At 29.6% G+C, this 12995-nt stretch carries 11 protein-coding genes; all 11 read left to right on the top strand.

The window, feature by feature from the left end; all coding sequences use genetic code 11:
- The first annotated feature begins 7 nt into the window (after window positions 1-7).
- The 11 genes from AWN65_RS03125 to AWN65_RS03175 all read left to right on the top strand — a co-directional run bounded on the left by AWN65_RS03125 (window position 8) and on the right by AWN65_RS03175 (window position 12956).
- Window positions 8-631 (top strand): outer membrane lipoprotein carrier protein LolA, encoded by a 624-nt coding sequence (locus tag AWN65_RS03125; protein ID WP_060381824.1) that lies wholly within the window; start codon window positions 8-10, stop codon window positions 629-631.
- Window positions 621-1217, top strand: coding sequence for a hypothetical protein (locus AWN65_RS03130; RefSeq protein WP_127822035.1), 597 nt, complete (start codon window positions 621-623; stop codon window positions 1215-1217). Before AWN65_RS03125 ends, AWN65_RS03130 begins: the two co-directional genes overlap by 11 nt.
- Window positions 1218-1222: 5 nt before the next feature.
- Complete coding sequence (locus tag AWN65_RS03135; RefSeq protein WP_060381826.1) at window positions 1223-1891, top strand: outer membrane beta-barrel protein; 669 nt, start codon at window positions 1223-1225, stop codon at window positions 1889-1891.
- A 3-nt stretch (window positions 1892-1894) separates the two neighbouring features.
- Window positions 1895-2266 (top strand): hotdog family protein, encoded by a 372-nt coding sequence (locus AWN65_RS03140; RefSeq protein ID WP_014166418.1) that lies wholly within the window; start codon window positions 1895-1897, stop codon window positions 2264-2266.
- A 77-nt stretch (window positions 2267-2343) separates the two neighbouring features.
- Window positions 2344-2826 (top strand): hypothetical protein, encoded by a 483-nt coding sequence (locus AWN65_RS03145; protein ID WP_060381827.1) that lies wholly within the window; start codon window positions 2344-2346, stop codon window positions 2824-2826.
- On the top strand, window positions 2826-4007 hold the full coding sequence (locus AWN65_RS03150; RefSeq protein WP_081078388.1) for a DUF2062 domain-containing protein: 1182 nt from the start codon (window positions 2826-2828) through the stop codon (window positions 4005-4007). The genes AWN65_RS03145 and AWN65_RS03150 overlap by 1 nt, the downstream gene beginning before the upstream one ends.
- The gene (locus tag AWN65_RS03155; RefSeq protein WP_060381829.1) at window positions 4008-7682 is read left to right on the top strand and encodes a 1-acyl-sn-glycerol-3-phosphate acyltransferase; all 3675 of its coding nucleotides are present in this window, start codon (window positions 4008-4010) and stop codon (window positions 7680-7682) included.
- On the top strand, window positions 7682-9202 hold the full coding sequence (locus tag AWN65_RS03160; RefSeq protein WP_060381830.1) for a phytoene desaturase family protein: 1521 nt from the start codon (window positions 7682-7684) through the stop codon (window positions 9200-9202). The genes AWN65_RS03155 and AWN65_RS03160 overlap by 1 nt, the downstream gene beginning before the upstream one ends.
- The gene (locus tag AWN65_RS03165; protein WP_060381831.1) at window positions 9199-10857 is read left to right on the top strand and encodes a C45 family autoproteolytic acyltransferase/hydolase; all 1659 of its coding nucleotides are present in this window, start codon (window positions 9199-9201) and stop codon (window positions 10855-10857) included. The genes AWN65_RS03160 and AWN65_RS03165 overlap by 4 nt, the downstream gene beginning before the upstream one ends.
- On the top strand, window positions 10854-12140 hold the full coding sequence (locus tag AWN65_RS03170) for a phenylacetate--CoA ligase family protein (protein ID WP_060381832.1): 1287 nt from the start codon (window positions 10854-10856) through the stop codon (window positions 12138-12140). The genes AWN65_RS03165 and AWN65_RS03170 overlap by 4 nt, the downstream gene beginning before the upstream one ends.
- A 3-nt stretch (window positions 12141-12143) precedes the next feature.
- Window positions 12144-12956: an SDR family NAD(P)-dependent oxidoreductase gene (locus tag AWN65_RS03175; protein WP_060381833.1), complete on the top strand. Its 813-nt coding sequence runs from the start codon at window positions 12144-12146 to the stop codon at window positions 12954-12956.
- Window positions 12957-12995 lie beyond the last annotated feature (39 nt).

A 12995-nucleotide genomic window follows, 5' to 3' on the forward strand; every position in this document is an offset into this window, starting at 1 on the left:
GAGTATAATGATAAAAAAAAATATACTGATACTATTCGCTTGTTTGTTCTTTGTAAGCTTTAAAGCACAAGAACAAAAAATGACAGATTCTGAAATTATTAATTTTAAGAATTTGATAGAAAAAGAAAATAAAAATATTAAAACGATAAAAACAGACTTTATACAATATAAACATCTAGATTTTTTATCAAAAGATATTGAAAGTGCAGGTAAAATGTATTTTAAGCTACCCAATCTACTGAATTGGCAATATAATAAACCATACCAATACAGTATTGTTTTTAAGAATAATAAAGTTTTTATCAATGATCAAGGGAAAAAAAGTACAGTTGACGGAAAACTATTTGAAAAAATCAATAAAATGATTATTGGTAGTGTAAGTGGTAATATGTTTGATGATAAAGAATTTATAATTTCGTATTTCAAAACAAAAGAAGAATATCTTGTAAAATTAGTATCAAAATCAAATCAAGTAAAAAAATACATCAAACGAATTGAATTAATATTTCCAAAAGAAGATCTAAGCGTTTCACAAGTTAAATTAATAGAACCTACAGATGATTTTACGAGGATAGTATTTAAAAATAAACAAGTAAATGCAAAGTTTAACGATGAGGTTTTTGATAATTAGTATATGTATAATTTTTTTTCAAAGCTGTAAAGTATACGAGCCTCTTCCTAATTCTGTAATAGAACAAAAAGAGCAAACGATCGTAAATCCTTATTTTGCAAACCCTGAACTGGATTATGTATACAAAGCTCAGATAGAAGTATACGGAAATGCTTTAAGCGGTTTGTTAGTTGTTAAAAAAATAGACCAAAATTTACATAGAGTCGTTATGACTACTGATTTTGGAAATAAATTATTAGATTTTACTATAGGAGAAAAAGAAGTAAAACTAAATTATGTAGTAGAAGATCTGAATAAAAAGATCGTATTAAAAATACTAACAGATGATCTAAAATTATTAGTTCAAGAAAAACATATAACTAAAACAGAAAGAAAAAACAAAGAAGAAAAAGTTTTAGAAACAAATCAAAACTATTTTTACTTTAAAAATAATACAAATCAGTTGTTTAAAATAATACAATCTTCAAAAAGGAAAGCTAAATTTTCGATAGTTTTTGATGTTAAAAACATAAATTTTGCGGACCAAATTTTTTTAGAACATTATAATTTTGATATAAAAATAATTTTAAAACAAATAATTAAATAATAAATATGAAAAGAGTATTTATAGCATTAGCTTTATTTATTGCAGGAGTAAGCGGAGTTCAAGCTCAAGTAACTTTTAACCCTATAGTTCGTGGAGGTTTAAATGTTTCCCGTTTTACTAATGGAGAATTAGGATTTCAATATTCTTATACTTATGATGCAAACACAGGACAAACTATTAAAAATGAAAATAGTAATCTTTTTTCGTCAAAAGTTGGTTTTTATTTAGGTCTTGGAGCGTCGTTAAAATTCAATAAACTTTATACGTTACAGCCAGAGCTAAACTATTCATCTCAAGGAGCTAGCGCAAAAATAGTTTATAATCCCAGAACGAATAAATTAGAGGATGGAAACTTAGATGTTTCTTATTTAGGAGTACAAGCTATAAACAAATTTAATTTTAAGAAATTTAATTTGCATGTAGGACCTGGATTAGATTTTATCACGAGTAAGAACTTTAAAGCTGAAAATGATGTAGATTTAACTCTTTCTATGGGAGCAGGTTATGACATTACTAAAAACTTTGGGGTAGAAGCTAGGTTTAAAGTAGGAGTAGCACCAGTAGTTCAAACGACACATTCTACGTACAGCGGAACTTCTTTCTCTTCTAGAACAGAAAATCACTCAAATGCGCTTTTCTCTTTTGGAGCCTATTATAAATTTGATATAAAATAATAAATGCTTTTAAACGGTTTTTATAACGTTAATCAGTTAGATCAGTTAACAGATAATAAATATCTGGCGCAAGTAACTTTAAATCCAAGACATGAAATTTTTAAGGGGCATTTTCCAGGAAATCCTGTAACCCCTGGGGTTTGTATGATGCAGATTATAAAAGAACTTTTAGAAGAAATTCTTCATACTGAATTAAGAATGACAGCCTCTTCAAATGTGAAATTTATGGCTATTATTAATCCAGAAACAAATCCTGAATTAGTTTTAGAGTTAGATCTGTCAGGAGATTTGGATACCGAAATAAAAGTAAAAAATACAACAAAGTTTGGTGATACCGTAGCGTTAAAATTAACAAATACATATCGTAAAGCTTAAATAAATTTTTATCGACTTAAGTTTAGTTTGTATTTTTGCAAACTACTTAAGTCGTTTTTTATTTTAATAAAAATTATATGAACCCTCTTTTTATTTCAGGAATTACTTTTTTATTAGTATTATTTCAGAATTTTTCAGATTTGCGCAATCAATATGAATATGCCTCTAAATCAAAAAAAAATACTGAAAACTTTTACGAACTACTTCAAAAAACAAATGGGGATTCTCCCGTATTAATGGCTTATAAAGGAGCTGCTATTTTATTAAAATCACGTTTTGCAACTAATAAAGAAGAGCGAAAAGAACAATTCATATTAGGAGTAAAGACAGTAGAACAAGCCGTAAGCAAAGATGAAAATAATGTTGAAATCCGTTTAGTTAGACTTAGTATTCAAGAACATACTCCTAAGTTCTTAAAATACAAGAGTAATATAGAAGAAGATAAAAAAAAAATATTGGAAGGCTTTAATAAACAAAATGTCGCTCTAAAAGAATATATACATCGTTATATTGCTCAATCTAAGGTTTTTATGGATTCTGAAAAATCTAAATTAAAATAATGATTTCCAATTTATCGTTGTCTGAACGCATCAATAATTTAAAATTGTGCGTCATTATTCCTACATACAATAATCATAAAACTCTTAAGAGAGTAATAGATGGAGTATTAAATTATACTTCAAAACTCATTGTTGTAAATGATGGATCTACAGATAGTACATCATCTGTTTTAAAAACCTACGCTAAGACTATTACAGTAGTCAATCTACCTAAAAATAAAGGCAAAGGAAATGCTTTGAAAAACGGATTTAAAAAAGCACTCGATTTAGGATACGACTATGCTATTACAATTGATTCTGATGGACAACATTATCCAGACGATATTCCTGTTTTTGTAAAAGCATTAGAAGAATCAAATAATCCTGTTTTATTTATTGGTAGCCGAAACATGAATCATGATTCAGTACCTAAAAAAAGTAGCTTTGGTAATCGTTTTTCTAGCTTTTGGTTTTGGTTTGAAACAGGTATTCAGTTAACAGATACACAATCAGGTTACAGATTATACCCACTTTATGCCATTCCCAAAACATTTTATACAAATAAATTTGAATTTGAAATAGAAATTATTGTACGAACAGCTTGGAATGGTACTGCTGTTCAAAACATTCCCATTCAAGTTTTATACGATCCTACCGAAAGAGTTTCTCATTTCAGACCGTTTAAAGATTTTACCCGGATCAGTATTTTAAATACAATATTGGTCTTAATTCTATTTTTGTACATAAAACCTCGTGATTTTTTAAGAAATTTTAAAAAAAAAAGTTTTAAAACATTTCTAAAAGAAGACCTTTTTTCTACCCAAGATTCTGCTACTAAAAAATCGCAATCAATAGCATTAGGTGTTTTTTGTGGCGTTGCTCCCTTTTGGGGGTTTCAGACTGCTATTGTAATTACCTCTGCTGTGCTATTGCGATTAAATAAAACTTTAGCTTTTGCTTTCTCAAACATTAGTGTGCCTCCTATGATTCCTATTATTATCTATAGTTCGCTAAAAATAGGAAGCCTATTTGTAGAAAAAGAAGCACCTTTTAAACTTGTTAACGTTTTTGATTTTTCGCAACTCAAAGAACACTTTTTTCAATATCTTATAGGAAGTTTTATCCTAGCATTCATAACAGCATTTATTTTTGGAGTTGGAAGTTATTTAGTACTTTCGCGTCGGGAAAATAATAGGGTATAAATGCACTTTTTTTTTATTAAAATTCATGAATTCGTTCAAAAGAACCGGATTCTAACATTCTTGTCATCATTAGCGTTTTTAGTGATAATAACTTTTTTTGCTTTTCAAATTAAATTCGAAGAAGATATTACACGTGTTTTACCAAAAAATGACAAAGCAGATGTAACTTCTAAAATTATTAAACAATTAAAATTTGCGGATAAAATTACCGTTATTATTGAAAAAGAAAGAACAGGCTCTGTTGAAGATTTAACACAAGCGGCTCATGTTTTTATAGACAGCCTTCATTTGGTAAAACCTTATATAAAAGGAATTCAAGGAACGGCTGCAGAAGAAAATATTAACCAAGTTTTTGAATTTATCTATCAAAATATTCCCTTATTTCTAGAAGAAAAGGATTATAAAACAATTAGACAAAAAATCCAATCTGATAGTATAAAAGTATTGGTAGAAAATAATTATAAATCCCTAATTAGCCCATCTGGTCTAATTACTCGTGATTTTATCATAAAAGATCCATTAGGAATTGCTTTTATAGGATTAAAAAAAATGCAACAATTGGCCATAGGAGATGAGTTCATCATAAAAGATGGTTATTTGCTAACTCGTGATCAAAGCAAGTTATTATTATTTATAAATCCTCGAAATGGTGGGAGCGAAACCGAAAAAAATGCTGAGTTTGTAGATTTATTAAAAAACATCCAATTAGCAATTAACAAGAATTATAAAAATAAAGTACAGTTATCGTATTTTGGCTCTCCTATTATTGCGGTGGCTAATGCTAACCAAATAAAGACGGATATTATTACTACAGTTCTCTTATCTATGGGAACACTTATGTTGATTCTTATCTTATTTTTTAGAAAAATAACAATTCCTATAATCATCTTTATACCTACTATTTTTGGTGTTTTATTTGCTATTGCTTGTCTTTATTTTTTACGACAAACGATTTCCGCTATTTCATTAAGTGTAGGAGCTGTTTTGTTAGGAGTAACTATAGATTACTCGCTTCATATTATGACGCATTATAGATATAATGCAGATATAAAACAGTTGTATAAAGATACGGCTAAGCCTTTAATAATGAGTAGCTCAACAACGGCAGTCGCTTTTTTATGCTTGTTATTTGTGAAATCAGATGCACTTAAAGATTTAGGGATATTTGCTTCTATAAGTGTTATGATATCCGCTTTGTTTTCACTGTTAATCATCCCTCACTTGTATAAACCTAAAAGCAATGGCTTATCTCATGCAGGAATCTTAGATCGTTTGTCAAAAATACCTTTCGAGAAAAACAAATTCTTGATTATAGGAACATTTCTATTGCTTCTTATAAGTTGTTTTACCTTCAGCAGAGTAAGCTTTAATAATAATTTAAGTGACTTAAATTTTATTCCAAAAGAAGTAAAAGAAGCTGAAAAAAAATTAGAAGAATCTACACGTTTAACTTCTAAAGCCATTTATATCGTTGTATACGGGAAAAATGAGAAAGAAGTTATTAATACAAACACAAGATTAAATGCTATTTTAACTCAGCAAAAACAACAAAAAAATATTTATAACTACAGTTCATTAGCAGGGTTATTACCTTCAGAAGTAGAACAAGCGAATAAGATTAAAAAATGGAAATCTTTTTGGTCAAATTCTGTTTGTCAAAAAGTGCAAAACGAATTAGTACAAAATGGCAAAACCTTTGGGTTTAAACCCACAACTCATCAAGCTTTTTATACTATAATCCGTTCGGATATTAAACCCATTCAATTACGTGATTTAAAACAGTTATTGCCTGATTTGACGGATGAATATGTGGCTAAATCATCTAACTTTTATACGATTGCTACAGTCGTAAAAATAGATAAAAAAAAGAAAGAAAAAATAATTAAAACCGTTGAAGATTTAACAAACGTTATAGTTATAGATCGTCAGCAACTAAATGAAACTTTTCTAGGAAAACTACGGGATGATTTTAACAATCTAATTAACTATTCTTTTATAGCAGTCGTTATTATTTTGTTTGTTTTCTTTAAACGTATTGAATTAGTCTTAGTAAGCTTATTACCTATTATAGCTACAGGATTCGTTACCGCGGGTTTAATGGGGATTTTTAATATTCCATTAAATATATTTAGTACCATCGTTTGTACCTTAATATTTGGGCATGGAGTAGATTTTACTATTTTTATGACAAGTGCTTTACAAAAAGAATATACCACAGGTAAAGATGAAATGCCTGCTTATCGTATTTCAATTATTTTAGCAGCGTTAACCACTATTTTGGCCATTGGAGCCTTAGTTTTTGCTAAACATCCAGCCTTAGTTTCTATTTCATCAGTATCCTTGTTAGGCGTTATCAGTGCATTATTAATAACATTTGTTTTTTATCCAATAGTTTTCAAATGGTTGTTTTTTAATCGTCCTAAAAAAGGAAAAATCCCCATTCGTTTTTTTACTCTTATAATTTCTATAATAGCGTTAACATATTATGTTCTTGGAGGGATTTTCTTATCTACCATAGGCCGTTTTTTAATGGGTATTTTGCCCTTAAAAAGAGAAACAAAAATGATGTGTTTTAGAAAAATGATGGTTCTTTTTTTTAAAACCGTATTACATACAAACCCTATCGTAAAAAAGAAAGTTATAAATCCTAATAGAATTAATTTTAGCAAACAAGCTATTGTAATAGCCAATCATGTATCCGTTTTAGATACTTTAGCATTAGGTATGCTAAGCCACAAAATGGTATATCTTGTAAATGATTGGGTTTATAAATCGCCTATTTTTGGCAAAGCAGTAAAAGCCATGGGATATTACCCTGTTTCTAAAGGAATAGAAGGAGGATTAGAGCATTTACGCGATAAGATTAAAAAAGGTTATTCCTTGATGATTTTTCCAGAAGGAACTCGTTCTGAAGATAATGTAGTAAAACGCTTCCATAAAGGAGCTTTTTACTTAGCCGAAGAATTTAAATTAGATATTTTGCCTGTATACTTACATGGAAATGCAGAAACATTGCCTAAAGGTGATTTTATGATTCATAATGAAAGTATTACAGTAGTAGTGGGTAATTATATATCATATCAAGACAAAAGCTTTGGAGAAGATTATATTGCTAGGACAAAAAAAATAAATAAATTTTATAGACTAACGTTTGATAAAATACGACATGAACTAGAAAACGAAGATTTTTTCCGTAGAAAACTCATAGACGGGTATCTGTATAAAGAAGAAGACATTTATAAAAAAGTTTTAAAAGACTTTGATTTAAATAAAGAGCATTACCATACATTGTTTACCACTATAGCAGAAGATGCTAAAATTTTGCATTTTGCCAATGATTATGGTCAGTTAAATACAATTCTTACTTTGCAGTATCCTAAACGTAAAATTCAAACTTTTTTTCATTCATTAGAAAAATTTGAAATAGCATCTACTAATTATTTAAACAAAATAAGAAATATACAATATTTAAATCCTCAAGATATTTTGAAACCGTATGATTGTTTATTAATTTCGACCTCATCTTTTGATGAAAAAGAATTATTTCCTCACTTAGAAAAACTTAACAAAGTAGTATTGTTTGAAACTGATCTGTATGTTGAATATATTTTAAACAATGGATTTGAACTTTCAAAAGAAATAGGTAAAATCAAAATTTTTAATAAAGTAGTCTAGTGAAAAAAAAGTACGATGTTGTTATTGTTGGAAGTGGATTAGGAGGATTGGTATCTGCTATTATTTTAGCAAAAGAAGGCAAAAAGGTTTGTGTTTTAGAAAAAAATAATCAATATGGAGGTAATTTACAAACCTTTGTGCGAGATAAAACCATTTTTGATACAGGTATTCACTATATAGGTGGTTTATGTAAAGATCAAAATTTACATAGTTATTTTAAGTATATAGAAATAATTGATAAGTTAAAGCTAAAAAAAATGGAAGAAGATGCTTATGACTATATTACTTTTGATAACGATCCTAATAAATACCCTCATGCCCAAGGATATGAAAATTTTATAAAACAATTGGTCTCCTTTTTTCCAGAAGAAGAAGAAGCGTTACAGGCATATTGTCAAAAAATGCAATATGTATGTAATTCCTTCCCCTTGTATAACTTAAAAACAGAGGGAGGTTATCAACAAGAAATCTTATCTATAAACGCAAAACAATATTTTGATGAACTCACGTCTAATGAAAAATTAAAAGCAGTATTGCTAGGCTCTAATTTTCTTTATGCAGGCGTACCTAACAAAACCCCTTTTTATGTACACGCCCTATCAGTTAACTCTTACATTCAAAGTGCGTGGCGTTGTATAAACGGAGGAAGTCAGATAACCAAACAACTTATAAAAATAATCCGCAAATATAACGGTGAAGTTTTTAAACATCAAGAAGTAAATAAATTTCAAGTAAAGGATCAAAAAATCGTTTCCGTTTCAACTAAAAATGGAGAAGAGTATTTTGCAGAAACATTTATTTCCAATATAGAGCCCAAAACCACCTTAAAATTAGTGGGAGAAGAATATTTTAGAAAAGCCTATTTTACACGAATTCAAAATCTTGAAGCTCAAATTGCCCCATTTAGCATTTATATAGTTTTTAAACCCCAAACATTTCCTTATTTAAATCATAATTGCTACCATTTTAAAGATCACAAGCGAATCTGGCAAGCCAGTGAGTATACAGAACAATCATGGCCAGAAAGTTATATGTTATCAATGAATATCGCTTCGGATAATCAACAATGGGCTGAAAGTCTTACAGCCTTAACCTATATGCGTTTTGAAGAAGTAGAAAAATGGAGTACCACTCATAATACCGTCTCAGAATCAAAAGAAAGAGGTGAAGATTATGAAATTTTTAAAAAACAAAAAATTGAAATTTTTTTAAATGAAATTGAAAAAAAAATTCCCAACATACGATCTTCTATTAAATCAGTGTATGCATCTACTCCTTTGTCTTATAGAGATTATATAGGAGGACAAAACGGTAATTTGTACGGATACGTAAAAGATTCTAATAATCCTATGCTAACCTTTATTTCGCCTAAAACAAAAATAGAAAATCTTTTTTTTACAGGACAGAGTGTTAAAATGCACGGCGTATTAGGGGTAACAATAGGAGCAGTAGCTACTTGTGGAGAGATCGTTGGAACCGAATATTTAATAAACAAAATAAATGAAGAAATTTTAAAATGAGTGATTTTAAAAAACATATATGCTTTTTTTTCTTTATTTCGATTTTTTATTCGTGTGGAATTAATAGATCACTTCATCATGTTCCATTAGAACTTCCTAAAGAAAGTGATAAACCTACAGTAATTCGTTTGTCCGATACGCTAATAACCCATCAACAAGGATATTTAGTAAGAAATGCTCATAAAATTTGGGAATTATATATTCAAGGAAACCCTTCTCAATTAGGATTGCTTTCAGGAGCCTTAGCCGAAGATTTAGTAAAAAAACAAGAACGAATTTTTTTAAATCACCTAAGAAAAATTGTTCCTTCTAAATTTAAACAAAAACTATTACGTACTTTTTTAAGATGGTACAACAGAAAACTCTATTTGAATATAAAAGAGGAATACAAAACAGAAATATATGGAGTATCCCAATATACCGATACTTCTTTTAATTATATGGCATCACCTTATTTAAGAAGTTTATATTTACATGGAGCACATGATATAGGACACGCTGTACAGGATTTAGCATTAGTAGGATGTACTTCATTAGCTGTTTGGGGAAATAAAACAATGGATGGAGAATTGCTAATAGGTAGAAATTTAGATTTTTATGCTGGAGATGATTTCGCTGAAGACAAGGTAATCAGTTTTGTTAATCCAGAAAAAGGAATCCCTTTTGCTAGTGTTAGTTGGGCGGGTATGATAGGTGTACTTTCAGGAATGAATAAAGAAGGACTAACCGTTACCATAAATGCCGGAAAATCTAAAATGCCATTAGTAGCTAAAACACCCATTTCTCTTCTTACGAGAGAAATATTACAATACGCCACAACTATAGATGAAGCAATAAAAATAGCAAAACAAAGACCCGTTTTTGTGTCAGAGTCTATCTTAGTAAGCAGTGCAAAAGATAAAAAAGCAGTAATTATAGAAGTATCTCCTAATAATTTTGGCGTATACGAAGTACAAAACACCAATCAATTAGTTTGTTCGAATCATTTTCAGAGTTCATCTTATCAAAATGACAAAAGGAATATAAAACATATAAAAGAAAGTCATTCTTTGTATCGTATGGAAAGAATACAAGAATTATTAGCAAATGAAGAAAAAATGACTCCCGAGAAAATAGCTCAAATTCTTAGAAATAAAGAAGGTTTAAAAGAGCAGCTAATAGGTTACGGAAATGAAAAAGCTATTAATCAACTTCTAGCACATCATGCCGTAATTTTTAAGCCAGAAAGTCGTATAATGTGGGTATCTTCTAGCCCCTATCAATTAGGAGCCTTTGTAGCTTATGATTTAAATAAAGTTTTTGATCAACAAAAAACAAAAGTCACTCATTTACCTGAACTAACCATTGCTAAAGACTCTTTTCTAGATACAAAAGCGTATGCTGATTATCAACTCTACAGGAAATATGATAAACTACTAGATAAAACAATTAATGAAAAAGAAACTCTAACACCTGATTTTATTAGGAAATACCAAGAATTAAATCCTAATTTGTGGTCTGTTTATTATAAATTAGGACTTTATCAATACTCTCATAAATTTTATACAGAGGCATTATATAATTTTGAAAAAGCACTTACTTTAGAAATTACAACCCTATTAGATCGAAATAAGGTTCAAAACTATTTAAAAAAAACAAAAAAGAAATTATCATGATACCAGAAATAGAAGTATTATCACCTCTTGCAATTAAAAAATTTCAAGAGCAAAAATTAAGAGAATTACTGGTATATTTAAACACACATTCAACATATTATAAAAATATGTTTGATCATTATCAGGTAGATATAAAACAAATACAAACACTAGAGGACCTACAAAAATTACCGTTGACCTCAAAAAATGATTTACAACAACATAATGAAGATTTTTTGTGCGTACCTAGACATAAAATTATTGATTATAGCACCACTTCAGGAACACTAGGAAACCCTGTTACTTTTGGTTTAACAGATTCAGATTTGGATCGATTAGCATATAATGAAGCACTGTCTTTTGCCTGTGCAGGCATACAAGAAGGCGATGTGGTACAATTAATGACTACGATGGATCGTCGTTTTATGGCAGGATTGGCTTACTTTATGGGCTTGCGGAAATTAAAAGCAGGTATTATTCGAGTAGGAGCAGGGATTCCTGAACTCCAATGGGATTCCATCCTCAAATACCATCCCAAATATTTAATTGGAGTACCTTCCTTTTTATTAAAAATGATCGAATACGCAGAAAAACAAGGAATAGATTATCAAAAATCAAGTGTAAAAGGGGTTATTTGTATAGGAGAATCATTGCGTAATCAAGATTTTTCACCTTCTCTTTTAACCCAAAAAATTACTAAAAAATGGAATGTCCCATTGTACTCTACATACGCTTCTACCGAAATGAGTACAGCATTTACAGAATGTAAAGAATTTCAAGGAGGACATCATCATCCAGAGTTAATTATTACAGAGGTATTAGACGAGTGTAATAACCCAGTTACTGAAGGATCGGGAGAATTAGTTATAACAACTCTAGGAATAGAAGGAATGCCTTTATTGCGTTTTCAAACGGGAGATATTGTACAACTCCACACACAACCCTGCGCGTGTGGTAGAAATACACAAAGAGTAGGGCCTGTTATAGGAAGAAAACAACACATGATTAAGTATAAAGGAACAACCCTATATCCACCCGCTATGCACGATTTGATGACTTGCTTTGAATCTATAAAAAGTCATTTGATTGAAATATCAACAAATGATCTAGGGACAGATGAAATTATAATTAAGATTGCATCAACGGATACAACAGAACGATTTTTGACCGAAATTAAAGATCACTTTAGAGCTAAACTAAGAGTCTCTCCCAAAGTTGAAGTTTTACCTATGGAAGAATTACAAAAAATAATTTTCCCTCCTATGAGCCGTAAACCCATTACATTAATAGACAAACGAAATTAAAAAATGAAAACTATTCTAATAACAGGAGCTTCTAGTGGTATAGGAGCCGCTACAGCAAAATATTTTGCAGAAAAAGGATGGCATGTTATTGCTACCATGATTTGTTTAGAAGAAGGCAAAGAAATAGTGGATCTACCAAATATAAGTAGCTATTTGCTTGATGTTACAAATACAGAAAGCATAGAAAAAGCAAAGGAAGAAATACTTAAAAACCATCCTGTTATTAATGTTATTATAAATAACGCAGGTATTGGCTACCGCTCATTTGTTGAATTTTCAGAAGATAAAGGTATAGATAATATTGTTTCCATAAATTGGTTAGGATGTGTAAAAGTTTGTCGTGCTTTTATACCTGTTTTTAGAAAGCAAGGCTTTGGACATTTTATAAACGTTACATCTATTGCCGGTTTAGTGAATTTACCTTTAGGAAGTTTTTATCATGCTACTAAATGCGCAGTAGAAAGTTTTTCAGAATGTATGTCGTATGAACTGATGAACTTTGGAATAGGAGTAAGCACTGTGCAATTTGGAAATGCTCCCACTGCTTTTCAAAAAAATGTGGTGAAAAGTAAAAATACAGGTATAGATGTATATGATCTTATGATGGATAAAATTTCAGGGATATTAATCAAAAAACAATCAAAAAATACAAATTTGATAGAAGAAGTCGTACAAACATTTTTTAAAATAGCAAATACTCCACGTGTAAAATTTACCCGTTATACCGTTGGTTTTGATGCAAACGCCATGAGTACCCTGCGTTCTGTATTAGGATATCGACTTTTTAACAAAATAATAAGAAAACAGGTGTTGTAAAAATACCTGTTTTTTTTAAAATCTTTCCTAATATCCCCA

The sequence above is a fragment of the Flavobacterium covae genome, assembly GCF_001534645.1.
In the GTDB taxonomy this organism is placed as follows: Bacteria; Bacteroidota; Bacteroidia; order Flavobacteriales; family Flavobacteriaceae; genus Flavobacterium; species Flavobacterium covae.